This window comes from Aliarcobacter faecis (genome assembly GCF_013201705.1).
GTDB lineage: Bacteria > Campylobacterota > Campylobacteria > Campylobacterales > Arcobacteraceae > Aliarcobacter > Aliarcobacter faecis.
In genome coordinates, this window is the sequence record NZ_CP053837.1 from 2,173,268 (window position 1) to 2,189,440 (window position 16,173).

Genomic DNA, 16,173 nt, shown 5'->3' on the forward strand with positions numbered 1-16,173 from the left:
GGAGAGAATATGAAAAAAATAAGTATATTAATATCTATACTTTATATTTGTACAAATCTATTTGCACAAGAGGGACAAATAGAACAAACAACAAGTCAAATACAAAATACAGATAAGTTAGATGTTTTAGATAAACAATCAAAAGATTTTTTCAAAGCAATTACTGGTTTAGAGAAAAGCTATCTTGAAGACCAAATCCAAGAGATAAAAAATAAAAAAGAAGAAGCTGATTCAAAAAGTTTAAAACCTCAAAATCAATCAGTATCTCAAGGAAAAGATGAAGCTATAATGACAGAAGAAGAGTATGAAAAAAATGTCTTCAATCATCAAAATGAGATAGCGAGAATTACAACAGATTTTACAAGAACTAGAAAAATAAAAGATTTAAAAATAAAAAGTATGTATACTTTTAATGGTAAAGATTATGCTGTTTTACTTTTAGATGATACAGAATCCTCTTCAAGAAATAAGACAAGTACAGAACTTAGTGGAAATATAGAAGGAAGATATGTAGAGGGTGATAATATTTTAGGACTTAAAATAATTGATATAAATACTAGAACAAAAAGTATAGAATTATATAAAAAATTAGATGAAGAAACAGGATATACAATCTTTTTGAGTAATTATGGAATAAGTGTTAGTAATTTAGAAAAAAGAGATAAAAATGATCCAAGATATACAAAAGTTGTTCCAAAAGAAGCCCATAAAAAAGTAGAGCATTATGTTGAACCAACACCAACTCCTGTAGTAGTTGAACAAGTTGAGAAAAAAGAGCCTATTAGTGTAAAAAAAGCTTTTGAAGATGTAAAAGAGTCTAAAACTACCTCTAATAAACCTTGTTATATTGTAAATAAACTAAATCTAAATGTTAGAGTTGAACCAAATAATAGTTCTAAAATCTTAAGAGTTTTAAAAGAAAATGATAAATTTATAATCCAAAATACAAATGGTGAATGGTTAAATATTGATACTATCTATAAAAAAGTTTCAGGAGATATTATGAATGTTAGTTCTCAAAGTAATTGGATTCAAAATGCAGATGGAAATTTAAGTCAAGCAAATTGTAACTAGGAAAAGTTTTGGAGAATTTAAACAACTATAAATCACAAATCTCTTTAAATATATCAAAATTAGAAAATGAAGTACTAATCTTAAAACAAAAATATGAAAAGTTTTTTAGTATTAGTAATATTTTTTCAAATGAAAATGGTGGGAAAACAAGATTAAATAGACAACTTTATAATGAAAATCATGAAGATATTCAAACTTCAATTATGGAGATAAACTATATTTTAGAAGAGAGTTTAGGCTTTTTAAAAGAGGAGCTAAAAATGCTTCTTGCAAAATATAACCAATTTGAGAAACTTGATTTAAATGAATTTTTAATTGATGATAAAAACTTTTTTGAACTTTTAAATATCTCTTTAAAAAGTCAGATAATTAGTAGTGATTTAAAAAATAGATATATAAATGATATAAAAACTATAATAGATTTAAAAAATAGAATAAATAATCTTAAATACTTTATAGGTAATTTTGATACATCAATTTTTGACAAACATATAAATAAATTAGGAATTGAAGAGCTTATAAATAGCTCTTTAATTTTTGAAATTATCGATTCTTACGCTCTACAATATGAAGAACTTAATAAATTTGAAATTGAAGTTTTTAATTTCCAGAAACCAAAAGAGAAGATTAACTCTTTAAAATCGATCAATCATCTTTTAGACCTACATAAAAGAAAAGTTGATCAATATTTTTATGCTGATGTTAGATATAAGATAACTTTAGATTTTGATACAAATATTGATATAAAAAAAGCTATAAATCTAAATCTTGCCTATGTTGAAAATATAATCTCTTACTTAATTGAACAATCTTGTATGGATATTATAAAAAAAGAGCTAAAAAAAGGAAAAGTTCAGAAATTTATCTCTATTTTAATTAACCTTCATAAAAATAAACTTGATATTACTATAAAAAACAATGGATTTGAAGTAGGTGATGTATATAATCTTTTTATGTTAAATAGTGAAAATAAGACAATTATTGAGGTAAAAAATCTTGTAAATGCTCTACAAGGTGAACTTTTTATTGAAACAAAAGAGAATGAAGGTATGCAATATAGTGTATCTTTAGATACAAAAAATTAAATATGAGATAAAAACTCATATTTAACCTTATATTTATAAGCCAGCTATTACTAAAGCTTTTTTATTTAAATCTTCAGTTTTCCCAAAATATCTAAAATCAAACTCTTCAAGATTATTTCCTAAAATTACACTACTTAAAATATCAATATATCTATTTGCAATACCTGAATAATTTAACATAGTTTTTGATAAAACTAAACCAGAAATTTGACCTTTTCCCTCTTTATGATTATATCTTTGCTCTTGAAAAGATTTATAAGCTATATTTCTATTTAGATTTAGCATATAAGCTTTTATAGAAGCCTCCAAAGATTCAAATACTCTAATAAAATGTGAAGACCCATACGCTCTTTTCTTTGGAATAATCCCCACCTCTTTATCATAAGTCCAATGTCCAAAAATATTATTTGCTTCTTTTATAAATCTACTTGTACCCCAGCCACTCTCAACTGCAGCTTGTGCAAGAGCCAATGAAGGTGGAATAACATCTATTTTTTTAAGATACTCTTCTAAAGAATAAAGATTTTCTATCTTATATTTTTGTTTTATTTCTACTAATTTTTCTAAAAGTTCACTATCTTTTTGAAGCTCTAAAAATTTATTATTTAAAGTATCAATTACAAACTCTCGCTCTTTTAATATAGCCCTATTTTCTTGTTCAACAAGTTCATATAAATACTCTAAAAAGTAAGTTTTCGCTAAATCTTTATCTTTTATAGAGTAAAACTCCTGTGGTAAACCTTTTGCACTGGCAAATTGTACACTAGCTGATAAAAATAGACTAAGAAGAAGTTTTTTTGAATTTCGTAATAAAATTGATAAAAACTGCATACTAGCCTTTTATGGTCTCTTTTTTTGATTTCATACTATTCCTTTTATTAATTTTTCTACTTCATCTTGAAGGTGCTTTAAATTTTTTGAATTATCAATAATATATGTTGATAACTCTTTTTTCTTCTCTATGTCCATTTGATTACTTATTTTTAAAAGTGCTTCTTCTTCACTTATATTATCTCTTTTTTGTAATCTATCAACTTGTAAATCTTTTGGTGTATAAACAACAATAGATTTTTTAATTGGATAGTGCATTTTTTCAAAAAATAGTGGAATATCTATAAAATAAGGTTTATTTTGTTCTTCACAAATTTGTGCCTCTTTTATAATTTCCTCTTTTATAAGTGGGTGTAAAAGTTCTTCTAACTTAAGCTTATTTTCTTCATTGGAAAAAATTATTTTTCCCAACTCTTTTCTTAAAACTTTACCATTTTGCACATACTGTTTACCAAACATCTGCTCTATAGTCAAAGCATTCTTATCTAGCAATTTATGTGCTATATTATCGGCATCTATTATAAGAAAGCCATGTAATTTTAGTAGATTGCAAACTGTACTTTTACCAGTAGAAATTCCACCTGTTAGTGCAATTGCATTTTTAAATAAATTGTTATTCATCAAAAAATTATAGCACAAAAACAGCAATATAAAATTAAAGTGGATAATTTTTATCTTGATAATACGATTATATCGTAAGTTTAAAAGCCATCAAAATATTTATAAATGATTTGATATAATGTAAAAAAATTATAAAACAAATATTTAAAGGTAAAAAATGGCAACAGTTAGTTACAAAGATGCTGGAGTTGATATAGATGCTGGAAATGCTTTTGTAGAAAATATTAAACCTTATGTAAAATCTACATTAATACCAGGTGTTTTAGGTGGAATTGGTTCTTTTGCAGGAGCTTTTGAACTACCAAGTGGTTACAAAAAACCTGTTATTTTAGCAGGAACAGATGGAGTTGGAACAAAATTAAAACTTGCAATTGATGCAAAAAAATTTGATACAGTTGGTATTGATTTAGTTGCTATGTGTACAAATGACCTACTTTGTAACTTTGGAGAGCCACTATTTTTCCTAGATTATTATGCAACTGCAAAACTTGAAGTTGAAGAAGCTACACAAGTTGTAAAGGGAATTGCGCAAGGGTGCATTAGAAGTGAATGTGCATTAATTGGTGGAGAGACTGCTGAAATGCCAGGAATGTATAAAGAGGGTGATTTTGATTTAGCTGGTTTTTGTGTAGGAATAGCTGAAAAAGATGAATTAGATAGAGTAGAAAAGGTAAAAGAGGGTGATATTTTAATAGCATTACCTAGCTCTGGAGTTCACTCAAATGGTTTTTCATTAGTAAGAAAACTATTACTAGAAAAGTTAGGAATGAGTTTAGAAGATGATTTTGAAGGAAAGCCATTAAAAGATGTATTACTAGAACCAACAAGAATTTATGTAAAAGAGTTTAAAGCAAATAAGTCAAAAATAAATGCTTTAGCTCATATTACAGGTGGTGGAATTACTGAAAATTTACCAAGAGTACTACCAGAAAATCTAACAGCAGTAGTAAACAGAAGTAAAATAAAAGTTTTACCAATATTTGAATTTATGAATAAGCATGTAGAAATTGAAGAGATGTATAGAACATTTAATATGGGAGTTGGAATGATTTTAGTTGTAAACCCTGCAAATGTAGATGACATTTTAGCTTCAACTGATGGTTATGTAATTGGTGAACTAAAATCTGGTGAGAAAAAAGTAGAGTTTATATAAACTCTACAATCTTTACTAAAAAGAACAAAATATAACTCATTTTGAGTTATATTTTTATACATTATAATAATTTGCCTCTTTGTTATGAATTACTATTGCACAAGTTGTCTGTTCTGGATGCATTTGAAAAGTTTCACTAAGTTCTATTCCAAACTGTTCGGGATTTAATAAATCAAAAATATCTCTGTTTTGACTTAAATCTGGACAAGCAGCATATCCAGGAGAGTATCTACATCCAATGTACTGTTTCATTTGAACATCACTTAATTTATGCCCCTCTTTTGGAACTATATTTAAATCAAGTCTTATTTGTTTATGTAAAACTTCTGCTAAAGCTTCAGCTAATTCAACTCCAAGTCCATGAATTTGGTAATATTTTGTGAACTCTCCTTTATTATAAAACTCTCTTTCATAATCTGTTATTTTAAGCCCCGTAGAAGCAAGTGTAAATGCTACAACATCAAGTCTATCATTTGCAAAAAAATCAGCTATACATCTAAAAGGTTTTCTTCTTTGTCGTGGGAATTCCATAACTTTTATAGCTTCACTTAAAGGTGGTACATTTTTTGCTTCTTCAAGATTATTAAAAAGATATTTTTTATCAAAAATATAAAGTTTATTATCATTTGAAATACAAGGAAAATACTCATAAATAGCTATTGGATCATGAACTTTTTTACTTATTAACTCCTCTTTTAAAGCTTCATAAGCCGGTTCAACAACTTCTCTTTCATACTTCATAAATGATTCGGGTGTCTGTTTACCTCTTTTATATCCCCATCTTTGTCTAAATAAAACCCTATGATTTATCCAAGAAAATATAAGTTCTCTATCTAGTTCATCACCTTTTTTAGCCACCCTATTCCAATAAGGAGGAACTACAAAATCTCTTTTTGGCATTTGTATCTCTTCATAAGGTGGTATTATAACCTCCTCTTCTTCCTCTTTATTCTCAACTTCAATTTTCTCTATTAAATCAGCTGCTAATTTTGTATCAAGCTCTCCACCTTTTTCAATTCTTTGCATACCAATAACACCATCAAAAGCATCACGACAATAAAAAATTGGTCCATCATAAATAGTTCTACAATACTCATCTACAAAATTTTTCGTTAATGCTGCTCCACCAAGAAGTACAGGGATTTTAACTCCTAGTTTTTGTAACTCTTCAAGATTCTCTTTCATAACAGCTGTACTTTTTACTAAAAGCCCACTCATTCCTAAAGCATCTGCATTATGCTCTTTTGCAGCTTCTAAAAATGAGTTTAAATCTGCTTTTATTCCAATATTAATTATCTTAAATCCATTATTACTTAAAATAATATCAACTAAATTTTTTCCAACATCATGAACATCACCCTTTACAGTTCCTATAACCATAGTTGTTTCAGTTGTTTTTTCTTGTTTTGGTAAAAATGGATTTAAACTATCAACTGTTGCTTTCATAGTCTCTGCACTTTGAAGTACAAAAGGAAGCTGCATTTGTCCACTTCCAAAAAGTTCTCCAATTACCTTCATACCATCAATTAACCACTCATTTACTATTACCTCAGGAGCTATTGTATCTTTTAGCTCTAATACAAGGGGTAACATTCGCTCTTTATCTCCATCAAGTAAAAGTTTTTTTACCTTATCAATTGGTTCAAGCTGTTGATACTCTTCATCACTTTGTTCATCTTGATTTGCTACATTTGAGAAATGCTCTATAAACTTAAATAGTGGGTCACCCTCTTCTTGATTATTAAAAATCAAATCATCACAAGCTTTTCTATCTTCAGGGCTTATTTTATTTAATGGAATTATATGCTTTACATTTACTATTGCACTTGTAAGCCCTGCTTTTACACAATGGTCTAAGTAAATAGAGTTTAAATAGATTCTAGTATTTGCATCAAGTCCAAAAGAGATATTTGATAAACCTAAAGTTGTTCCAGATTCTGGATGACGAAGCTGAAACTCTCTTATTGCTTCCATAGTATCAATTCCAGCATTTCTATACTCATCATCACCTGAACCAATAGTAAAAGTAAGCATATCAAAAACTAAATCGGCTGGGTCAAATCCATGTCTATTTACACATAAATCAAAAATTCTCTCTGCAACTTCTAGTTTTCGCTTCTTATCTTTTGCCATTCCAATTTCATCAATTACAAGACAAACTAAAGCTGCTCCAAATCTTTTAGCCAAGGAGCAAACAGCATCAAACTTCTCTTCTCCATCTTCTAAATTTACAGAGTTTATAATACATCTTCCACCAATTTGTTTTAGTGCTGCTTCAAGTGCTTTTATTTGAGTCGAATCAGGCATTAAAGGAAGTGAAATTTTTTGAGAGTATAAAGCTACAACTTTATCCATATCCCCTGTTTCATCTCGTCCAGCAAATCCAACTGAAACATCTATTACATGAGCTCCAGCACGAACTTGTTGTTGAGCTACACTAAGTGTTCCTTCATAATCATTTGCTTTTAAAAGTTCTCTAAAAGCTTTACTCCCTGTTGCATTACTTCTTTCACCAATTAAAAGTGGTGCTGGTTCTTGTTTTAATGGAACAATATTAAAAAGTGATGCCAAAGAAGCTTTTAAAAAGCCTTGAGGTTTTTTTGGAATTATTCCTTTAACTGCACTACTTAACGCCTTTATATGTTCAGGTGTTGTTCCACAACATCCACCTAAGAATGCAACACCATTTATATCTAAAAACCCTTTTTGTAGAGTTGTAAACTCTTCTGCTTGCATTGGATAATAACTTTTGCCACCCCTATTTTGAGGAAGTCCTGCATTTGCATGAACTGAAATAGGAAATTTTGATACTTCACTAAGACTTTTTACATGCTTTTGAACTTGAAGTGGTCCTGTTCCACAATTAAACCCTAAAGATAAAATATTAAATGGTTTTAAAATAGCTGCAATAGTTTGTGCATCAGTTCCAATTAACATTGTTCCATTTAACTCAATCGTAACTGATACCATAATTGGAATTTGTGGTGCTACATCATTTAATGCATGAAGCCCTGCTTTTATTTGAAGTGGGTCTTGACAAGTTTCAAGTAAAAAAACATCTGTTCCTCCATCAGCTAAACCTTGTGCCATAATTTTATAGCCCTCATACATCTCATCATAAGTAATATGACCTAAAGATGGTAGTTTTGTTCCTGGTCCAACAGAAGCTAATACAAATTTTGGCTCATCTTTTGTGTCATATTTTGATATTGCTTTTTTAGCTTGAAGAGCAGCTAATTTTGATAATTCATAACTTAAATGCCCTATTTCATACTCATCTAAAACCCAAGGCATAGAACCAAAAGTGTTTGTACTTATAAAGTTAGCACCTGCTTTGGCATAATTTTCATAAATCTCTTCCAAAATATCTGGAGCTGTAAGATTTAATAGTTCATTACAACCTTCTAAATCTTTTCCTTCATATTGCCAAAACTCACTTTTAATCTCTCTTGATTGAAGCTGTGTTCCCATAGCTCCATCTATTATTAAAACTCTATTTTGTATTAAATCTTTAATTTTTTCTAACATTAATTCTCTTTTTTAATTATAACTCTTATAACACTTGCCAATCCTTGATGCCCATCACCTTCATCAAGAACAACAATTTCTTCTTTTATATCTTTCTTAAAATCTATAAAATAATTATTAAAATCTTCTACATTATATAAAAAGTCTATATCTTTTGGTCCACCACTATTATAATTAAGCTGCTCTTTTGAAAAAAACTCACCAATAAAATATCCACCAATAGTTAAACTATTTTCAATTTTTTTTAATAACTCTTTTAAATAATCTTTATGCATATGAAGATATGAAATCAATATTACATCATATTTCTCAGAATTTTGCCAACTATTCAAATCTATACAAAAAGTTTTTATATTTAAATTTTCATTTTGAGCTCTTTTTTGAAGTTTTGCTAAAGCAACATCTGAACTATCAATAGCTGTTACATCAAATCCTTCTTTTGCAAAAAAAATTGCATTTCTTCCTTCTCCCTCTCCTAGACATAAAATTCTCATATTTTTTTCAAATTTATTAATATTTGAAGCTAAAAATTCATTTGCTTTTAAACCATAAAGAAAATCATCATTTTTAAACTTATTATTCCAAAACTCTTTTTGATTCATCTATTTACCTTATAATATAATTTTTAATAATTTATTATTAATATAATATCTAAAACTTTATTGAATATTCTCATAAGTACAATCTGAAATAACTTCATCAATCAAAGTAATATACCACTCATTCTCAATATATGTTAGATAAAATACAATATTATTTGTAATTATTACTTGATAGCTATCTTTGAGAGTATCTCTTATTTTATCTTCTAAATTTAATTTTAAAGCTATATTTTTAAAATTCTCATTTACAAAAACTCCTTCTTTACTCCAACCATAAGATGAATCTTTTTCTGCTTTACAAACAAAACTTATATTTTCAAAACTTATATTTTCATTTGGAATATAATTATCTATTTCTTCAAAAGTTTTACTATGTTCATAACTTAATTGTTCACTCTTATCATCTATAAATACTCGGTAAATTCCAAAATCTTGTTTTATATATTTATCATTTAAATAACTACTATTTGAAGTTTTTATTAATAGAACAATATTATTTAATATAACTTTTAACTTATCTTTTTTTTCTTGCTTAACTAATTCTATTTTTTCTTTTTCAAATTTTATTTTCTGATCTTCAATAATTTTTTGATTTTTTGCACAAGAACTAAAAAACAATATTAAAAAAATTAAAAATATATTTTTCTTCATAACTTTTTCCATAAATTTATTTTAATAATACATCTTTTTTTCTTAATCTCTATTTTTAATATGTTTTAGATAAAATATTATGTAAAAATTTATTTATAGGAAATAATTAAAATGACTGAATCAAAATATATCTGGATGGATGGTGAATTTACTCCTTGGCAAGATGCAAAAGTACATGTTTTAAGCCATACTTTACACTATGGAAATGGTGCAATTGAAGGAACAAAAGCTTATAAAACTGTTGATGGAAAATGTGCTATTTTTAAATTAAATGAACATACTCAAAGACTTTTAAACTCTTCTAAAATGACTTTAATGAATGTTCCTTTTTCACTTGAAGAGTTAAATAAAGCTCAAGTTGAATTACTCCAAAAAAATGAACTTACAAATGGAGCTTATTTAAGACCTTTAGTATATTTAGGTTATGGTGTAATGGGACTTTACCACAAAGATGCACCTGTTAAAGTAAGTATATCAGCATGGGAATGGGGAGCTTATTTAGGAGAAGAGGGGCTTAAAAAAGGTGTTAGAGTTAAAATCTCTTCATTTACAAGAACTCCAAATACTTCAGGTATGGGAAAAGCAAAATCTGTTGCAAATTATATGAACTCTCAAATGGCAAAATATGAAGCTGTTGAAGCTGGATATGATGAAGCTCTTTTAAGAGATGATCAAGGATATATTGCTGAAGCTAGTGGAGCTTGTTTCTTTATCGTTAAAGATGGAAAACTTATCTCTCCACCAAATGATAACTCTTTAGAGTCAATTACACAAGCAACTGTTATTGAACTTGCAAATGATTTTGGAATTGAAGTTATTAGAAGAAGAATAACTAGAGAAGAGATTTATGTAGCTGATGAAGCATTCTTTACTGGAACTGCTGCTGAAATTACTCCAATTAGAGAAGTTGATGCAAGAGTTATTGGTTGTGGAAGTAGAGGAAGTGTTACAGAAAAATTACAAACTGCATATTTTGATGTAGTTACTGGTAAAAATGAAAAATATATTAAATATTTAACATACATTAACTAATATTTAGTAGCATAAGCAAAAAATAAAATTAAGGAAGAATATGCCAATAGACAACGACTATTTTAAAAACAGACAACAAAATAATACAAATAAACCAAATGGTGGCGGTGGTGGGAATTTTCAACCACCATTTGAAACTCCAGAGTTTTTCAAAAATTTTGGGAAAAAAGCTGGAATGCTTTATGTTGTTATAATTATTATTGGGGCTTTGTTTTTATTTAAGCCATTTGTTATTATTGAATCAGGGCAAGTTGGAATCAAATCAACAACTGGAAAATATGACGAACATCCATTAAATCCAGGATTCCACTTCTTTATTCCAGGAATTCAAAAAGTTATTGTTGTTGATACAAAAGTTAGACTTTTAAACTATAGAAGTGTTGAAGAGATAAGTGGATTTGATCCAAGTATTAAAATAAATGGAGCTATTAGTGTTCTTGACTCTAGAGGTTTACCTGTTTCTATTGAATTAACAGTTCAATATAAATTAATTGCAGAAGGAGCACCTCAAACAATTGCTACTTGGGGACTTTCATGGGAAGATAAAATTGTAAATCCTGTTGTAAGAAATGTTGTAAGAAATGTTGTTGGAGGATATAATGCAGAAGTTCTACCAATGCAAAGAAATGAAGTTGCTTCTAAACTTGATTCTTTAATAAAAGAACAAGTTACTGAATTAGCTCAAGGTTCTGTTACTATTGAATCTGTTCAATTAAGAGAGATTGTTTTACCAGAAAAAATCAAAGAGCAAATTGAAAGAGTTCAAATAGCAAATCAAGAGGCTGAAAGAGTTAGATACGAAGTTCAAAGAGCAAAACAAGAAGCTGAAAAAAGAGCAGCACTTGCAAGTGGAGAAGCTGAAGCAAAAAGAATAGAAGCTCAAGGTAAAGCTGATGCGGTTACAATTGAAGCAAAAGCACAATCAGAAGCAAATAAAGTTATTGCGGAATCTTTAACACCAAATCTTTTACAGATGCAACAAATTGAAGTTCAAGGAAAATTCAATGAAGCTCTAAGAGAGAATAAAGATGCAAAAATTTTCTTAACTCCTGGTGGCGCTACTCCAAATATTTGGGTTGATACAAAAGATAAAAATAGAGATACTGTAGTAAATCAAAAATAGTTTATTTTAATAAAGGAGAGTAAAATCTCCTTTTTTTCTGATAAAAATCAAAATCTACTAAAATTAAAGGTACAAATCAATGGAACAATTAAATAAAATCGATTGGAAAAAAATGGATAATTTAATTCCTGTTATTACTCAAGAGAGTGAAACAAATGAAGTTTTAATGCTAGCATATATGAATAAAGAAGCTCTTGAACTTACAATTAAAACAGGATTTGCTCACTATTTTAGTAGAAGTAAACAAAGAATTTGGAAAAAAGGGGAGAGTTCAAATCATACTCAAAAAGTAAATGATATTTTACTAGATTGTGATAATGATACAATTTTATTAAAAGTTACGCAAGAAGGTGTTGCTTGTCACACTGGAAGAAAATCTTGTTTTTTTACAAATCTTAACTCAAATGAAATTATTGAAGATATAAAAATTGATACATCTACTGCTTATGGAGTAATTGATACTCTCTACCATACAATACAAGATAGAAAAAATGAAGATTCTACAAAATCTTATACCTCAAAACTTTTAAATGGAAACCAAAACTCAATGCTAAAGAAAATAGTTGAAGAAGCAGGGGAGTTTTGTTTTGCTATAAAAGATAACAATACGCCAGAAGCAATATATGAAGCAGCTGATATAACATACCATGTTTTAGTAGCACTTGCCAGCCTTAATATAAATCCTGATAGAGTAAAACAAGAACTTGCACGAAGATTTGGAATTTCAGGCATAGAAGAGAAGAATTCACGAAAAGTTTAGAAAATTATTAAAATTTCTTATACAACTAAGTTGCATTTAATACTTACTTGTTATAATTCCAACATTAAAAAACAATTAAAGGAGTTATTATGACAAATAGTTGTCAATGTTGCTCTAAAAAAATTCCTATATCAAAAGTTTTTTGTTCTGCTGAATGCAAAGAGAACTTTTTTCAAAAAATTGCAATCTCTGTACCAAAACCTTTTGTAAAAAAATTATATTTTTTCTGTAATGAAGAGCAAAAAGAGACTGAAATTAAATCGTTTGCCAAAAGACATAATTGGCATGAAGAACTTGTAACTGAAAAGATTGAAGAGTTATTTCAAGAGTATTATAAGTGTGGTTAAATAAAATTTAAATTTTATTAGAATACTAAAAAGGGAGAGATTTTATCTCTCCCTTTTTCATTTAGTTACATCCACAACCACTTCCACAACTTCCAGCACTTTTTTTAGCTTCATACTCTGCTTTTATTTTTTGCCCTTCAGAAGAACAAGCACTTACACCAGCTGGCATAATTGGTTGAATTGCTTCATTTGAAACCTCATCTTCATCTTGAGCATCTAACATAGAGATTAATTTATCAGCAGCCATCATATATCTTTTTGCAGTTATTGATTCTGGTTCAAAATAAACTATTGGTTTTCCACTATCTCCACCTAATCTAATAGCTGGTTCAATTGGAAGATTTCCTAAAACTTGAGTATTATACTCTTTTGCCAACTCTTCACAAGTTCCTTTTCCAAAAATATCACTTTCTGTATTACAATTTGGGCAGATAAACCCACTCATATTTTCAATAATCCCAGCAGTTGGAATATGAAGTTTTTGGAACATATCTAAACTTCTCCTACTATCATCTAAAGCTACATGTTGTGGAGTTGTTACATTTATTCCAGCGCTAACAGGTACACTTTGAGCAAGAGTTAATTGTGCATCACCAGTTCCTGGAGGCATATCAATAAATAAAATATCTAACTCTTCCCATAAGATATCTCTTAAAAGCTGTTGAATTGCCTTCATAATCATGGCACCTCTCCAAATAACAGCTTCTCCCTCTTTCATTAAAACACCCATTGACATAACATCAACTCCAAAGGCATTTAATGGTTTTGCTTTATTTCCTACAACTTCAACCTCTTGCCCATTAACTCCCATCATTCTTGGAATATTGGGACCATAAATATCTGCATCTAAAATACCTACTTTTTTACCTTGCATAGCTGTTGCAATAGCTAAATTTACAGTTGTTGTTGATTTCCCAACTCCACCTTTACCACTACTTACCATTACAATCTTTTTAATTTGTGGAACAATATTTTGTCCACTTACACTATTACTTTTTTGAACTTCCTCTTTTGGTTTATTAAAAAACAGAGTTACATTTAAATTTGGTAAAACTTTTGGGATCTCTCTTCTTAACTCATCTTCAACCTCTTTTGCAGTTGACGTAATATCCAATAATATACTACAGGCTTCTTTATCTAATTTAATATCTTTTACAAATCCAAAATCAATAATTGATTTTGAAAAACCAGGATATTTTACATTTTCTAGTGCTTTTTTGATACTTTCAATACTCATAAAAATTCCTTTTTTTAATTTCCTAAAATTATATTTTAAATAGGATAATTTTTGTCTTAAATAAAAATTTTGTTATTTTACAATCATATTATAATAATAATTAAAGCAATATATAGTTATTTATCATACAAGTAAAATTTGGATATAATAGTTCTATTTATACATTTAGGATACAATTTGCCAATAAGTAATCAACAAAATAATTTCTCATTCTTCTCAAAAGAAGAAATAGAAGAGAAAAGTCATATTTATGAAATTTCAAATATAATTGAAAAATATAACATCTTAAAAGATGCAAACGAATTAGTTGGTCCAAAAGATAGAAACCATCTATATATTATAAATTATGCTTTAAGTCTTCAAAAGGAGGGAATTATTTACAAAATCTATTTCTAAATAATATCACACTAAAACAAGATATTAATAGTTACCTTGAAAAGAAACTATCAAATTTAATAATAGACGATAGTAATCATCTTTTAAAAGATATAAATATTTTAACTTCTATTTCTTCCATTGGTTCAAATGAAAATATTTTAGACCTATATCATCATTATGATTTAGAAGCAATTTCTAGGCTTTTTAGATTTTATGAGAATCGGTTACAAGATCTATTTAAGAATAATGAAAAACTATTTAATATTACATTTGATACATATATGATTTTATTAAAAACTCTTTTTCAATTATCAATTATTAATTCAATAGATATTTTAAATAACCATCGTCTAATTCATAATATTATGGAACTTATAACAGAAAGTGTTAATGTTATAAAATATACTATTCTTTTAAACAATATTCAATTAAGTAGAATTAATAATCTTTTAGGAAGATATTTATATATTTTCTCTCATCTTGAAAATATAGAACTTAATCGAAAAGATTTAGATAGTACTTTTATAAATTTTTTATTATATTTTAATAGACAAGATGATGGTTTTACATTAGCAAGAAATAATAACTTTGGCTATAAAAAAGAGTTTGATTATGAAACAGAATTTCTATTATTTAAAAACTATTCAGCTATTTTTATATTAAAATTACTCAAAAAACTTGATGCACTAGATGATTTATCATATACAAACAACCCTTTCTTTAGAAAAATTATCTCAACATTTTATAAAAGATTTTCAATTACTGGAAATACTTTAATTCCTAAGAATATTGAGGTTATAAAAAATGATTTACTAAACTCTCTTATTTTTAGCTATGACTCAAATCTATCTTTTGATAAAAAACAAAATTATAAATATATTTTAGAAGATTTTCTTTTAAATGACAAAAACTTTAATAATATGAACCTTGAACCTATATATAGAATTTTATATTTTGCTTCGAATGTAGAAGAGTTTAAATATACTCATATAGCATCTTTTCTTTCAGAATCTGTACCTATAAAAAATGGTTATCAAGAGTTTTTTAAATTAGCCATCTTAGATTTATATATAACAAAAGTAAAAAATAAAGATATATTAAAAGATGATGATTTTTTATTATTAGAAAAAATAGCTAATTACTCTATGCAAAACAATTCAAATATTCATCTTCACTCTATATTGACAAAAATTTATTTAAATATATCAACAATATTTTCAAAATATAGAATAAAAACTGAAAAAATAGAGAAACTTTATACAATATGTTTATTGATTAATAATTTTTCTATAATAGAAAATAGATATAGTAATCAAAATTTATCTATTATAAAATATCTTAATATCTTACCCGATGAGATTGAAAATAACTTTATTAAAAACTACTTTTATAAACTTTCAAATAAGTTAGATATAGTTGCTGATAATTTTCTAGAAAAGAATCTACCAAAAGAACAAAATATAAATTTTATAAAAGAGCTTTTAAATAAACAATTATTCTTTTATATAGCAGAAATTGAATTTATAGATAATTCAAAAGATTTTATAAATAAATATGAACTTGAAAGTTTTATTTATAAAATAGATTCAAAAAATAGTGCAATATTCTTATATATTAAATCAAATGAAGAGATATTTAATACAATTTTTAGATTTAGTAAGATTTTTATTCAAGATAAACTAAATAAATTATTCATAGAATCAAAAAAAAGTAGTGCAAACTACTATCTTAATGATGATTTAATATTTTAG

General features: G+C 27.1%; 15 protein-coding genes. 9 read left to right on the top strand and 6 right to left on the bottom strand.

Translation table 11 applies throughout. The annotated features are described in order from the left end of the window. Positions 1-9 precede the first annotated feature (9 nt). Both AFAEC_RS10865 and AFAEC_RS10870 read left to right on the top strand, forming a co-directional pair. Entirely contained in the window at positions 10-1,074 is a 1,065-nt protein-coding gene (locus tag AFAEC_RS10865; RefSeq protein WP_148294534.1) for an SH3 domain-containing protein, read from the top strand. Positions 1,075-1,082: 8 nt separating this feature from the next. Next, positions 1,083-2,159 (top strand): hypothetical protein, encoded by a 1,077-nt coding sequence (locus AFAEC_RS10870; RefSeq protein WP_026804908.1) that lies wholly within the window; start codon positions 1,083-1,085, stop codon positions 2,157-2,159. 33 nt (positions 2,160-2,192) lie between these two features. On the opposite strand, the gene AFAEC_RS10875 is transcribed toward AFAEC_RS10870, so the two are convergent. Together AFAEC_RS10875 and coaE are read right to left on the bottom strand one after the other, a co-directional pair. Continuing rightward, entirely contained in the window at positions 2,193-2,990 is a 798-nt protein-coding gene (locus AFAEC_RS10875; RefSeq protein ID WP_051487429.1) for a glucosaminidase domain-containing protein, read from the bottom strand. A gap of 30 nt (positions 2,991-3,020) precedes the next feature. Continuing rightward, a complete protein-coding gene (gene coaE / locus AFAEC_RS10880; protein ID WP_026804907.1) occupies positions 3,021-3,611 on the bottom strand; it encodes a dephospho-CoA kinase in 591 nt (196 codons plus the stop codon). 157 nt (positions 3,612-3,768) lie between these two features. Here coaE and purM point away from each other — a divergent pair, with 157 nt between their 5' ends. Further along, the gene (gene purM / locus AFAEC_RS10885; RefSeq protein ID WP_026804906.1) at positions 3,769-4,764 is read left to right on the top strand and encodes a phosphoribosylformylglycinamidine cyclo-ligase; all 996 of its coding nucleotides are present in this window, start codon (positions 3,769-3,771) and stop codon (positions 4,762-4,764) included. A gap of 54 nt (positions 4,765-4,818) precedes the next feature. Here purM and metH read toward each other — a convergent pair whose 3' ends face one another. The 3 genes from metH to AFAEC_RS10900 are packed head-to-tail and all read right to left on the bottom strand — an operon-like array spanning position 4,819 to position 9,545. Further along, positions 4,819-8,292: a methionine synthase gene (gene metH, locus AFAEC_RS10890; RefSeq protein WP_026804905.1), complete on the bottom strand. Its 3,474-nt coding sequence runs from the start codon at positions 8,290-8,292 to the stop codon at positions 4,819-4,821. Beyond that, positions 8,292-8,894, bottom strand: a complete 603-nt coding sequence (locus AFAEC_RS10895; protein ID WP_026804904.1) for a class I SAM-dependent methyltransferase — start codon at positions 8,892-8,894, stop codon at positions 8,292-8,294. Before AFAEC_RS10895 ends, metH begins: the two co-directional genes overlap by 1 nt. A 57-nt stretch (positions 8,895-8,951) precedes the next feature. Beyond that, entirely contained in the window at positions 8,952-9,545 is a 594-nt protein-coding gene (locus AFAEC_RS10900; RefSeq protein WP_026804903.1) for a hypothetical protein, read from the bottom strand. 111 nt (positions 9,546-9,656) lie between these two features. Here AFAEC_RS10900 and AFAEC_RS10905 point away from each other — a divergent pair, with 111 nt between their 5' ends. The 4 genes from AFAEC_RS10905 (at position 9,657) to AFAEC_RS10920 (ending at position 12,807) form a co-directional block, all read left to right on the top strand. Further along, positions 9,657-10,577, top strand: coding sequence for a branched-chain amino acid transaminase (locus AFAEC_RS10905; RefSeq protein WP_026804902.1), 921 nt, complete (start codon positions 9,657-9,659; stop codon positions 10,575-10,577). A gap of 40 nt (positions 10,578-10,617) precedes the next feature. Beyond that, positions 10,618-11,700 (top strand): SPFH domain-containing protein, encoded by a 1,083-nt coding sequence (locus AFAEC_RS10910; RefSeq protein WP_026804901.1) that lies wholly within the window; start codon positions 10,618-10,620, stop codon positions 11,698-11,700. Positions 11,701-11,779: 79 nt separating this feature from the next. Then, a complete protein-coding gene (gene hisIE / locus AFAEC_RS10915) occupies positions 11,780-12,460 on the top strand; it encodes a bifunctional phosphoribosyl-AMP cyclohydrolase/phosphoribosyl-ATP diphosphatase HisIE (protein WP_026804900.1) in 681 nt (226 codons plus the stop codon). An 89-nt stretch (positions 12,461-12,549) separates the two neighbouring features. Then, entirely contained in the window at positions 12,550-12,807 is a 258-nt protein-coding gene (locus AFAEC_RS10920) for a hypothetical protein (RefSeq protein WP_026804899.1), read from the top strand. 61 nt (positions 12,808-12,868) lie between these two features. Here AFAEC_RS10920 and AFAEC_RS10925 read toward each other — a convergent pair whose 3' ends face one another. Beyond that, entirely contained in the window at positions 12,869-14,044 is a 1,176-nt protein-coding gene (locus AFAEC_RS10925; protein WP_026804898.1) for an Mrp/NBP35 family ATP-binding protein, read from the bottom strand. Between the two features lie 177 nt (positions 14,045-14,221). Between AFAEC_RS10925 and AFAEC_RS10930 the strand changes: the two genes are divergently transcribed. Then, entirely contained in the window at positions 14,222-14,440 is a 219-nt protein-coding gene (locus AFAEC_RS10930; protein WP_026804897.1) for a hypothetical protein, read from the top strand. Positions 14,441-14,703: 263 nt separating this feature from the next. After that, on the top strand, positions 14,704-16,173 hold the full coding sequence (locus AFAEC_RS10935) for a hypothetical protein (protein ID WP_026804896.1): 1,470 nt from the start codon (positions 14,704-14,706) through the stop codon (positions 16,171-16,173).

Excerpts from the sequence above, each read along its gene's own strand:
- AFAEC_RS10865 (WP_148294534.1), top strand. The coding sequence starts at position 10 with ATGAAAAAAATAAGTATATTAATATCTATACTTTATATTTGTACAAAT.
- AFAEC_RS10875 (WP_051487429.1), bottom strand. The coding sequence starts at position 2,990 with ATGCAGTTTTTATCAATTTTATTACGAAATTCAAAAAAACTTCTTCTT.
- coaE (WP_026804907.1), bottom strand. The coding sequence starts at position 3,611 with ATGAATAACAATTTATTTAAAAATGCAATTGCACTAACAGGTGGAATT.
- purM (WP_026804906.1), top strand. The coding sequence starts at position 3,769 with ATGGCAACAGTTAGTTACAAAGATGCTGGAGTTGATATAGATGCTGGA.
- metH (WP_026804905.1), bottom strand. The coding sequence starts at position 8,292 with ATGTTAGAAAAAATTAAAGATTTAATACAAAATAGAGTTTTAATAATA.
- AFAEC_RS10895 (WP_026804904.1), bottom strand. The coding sequence starts at position 8,894 with ATGAATCAAAAAGAGTTTTGGAATAATAAGTTTAAAAATGATGATTTT.
- AFAEC_RS10900 (WP_026804903.1), bottom strand. The coding sequence starts at position 9,545 with ATGAAGAAAAATATATTTTTAATTTTTTTAATATTGTTTTTTAGTTCT.
- AFAEC_RS10905 (WP_026804902.1), top strand. The coding sequence starts at position 9,657 with ATGACTGAATCAAAATATATCTGGATGGATGGTGAATTTACTCCTTGG.
- AFAEC_RS10910 (WP_026804901.1), top strand. The coding sequence starts at position 10,618 with ATGCCAATAGACAACGACTATTTTAAAAACAGACAACAAAATAATACA.
- hisIE (WP_026804900.1), top strand. The coding sequence starts at position 11,780 with ATGGAACAATTAAATAAAATCGATTGGAAAAAAATGGATAATTTAATT.
- AFAEC_RS10920 (WP_026804899.1), top strand. The coding sequence starts at position 12,550 with ATGACAAATAGTTGTCAATGTTGCTCTAAAAAAATTCCTATATCAAAA.
- AFAEC_RS10925 (WP_026804898.1), bottom strand. The coding sequence starts at position 14,044 with ATGAGTATTGAAAGTATCAAAAAAGCACTAGAAAATGTAAAATATCCT.
- AFAEC_RS10935 (WP_026804896.1), top strand. The coding sequence starts at position 14,704 with ATGATTTTATTAAAAACTCTTTTTCAATTATCAATTATTAATTCAATA.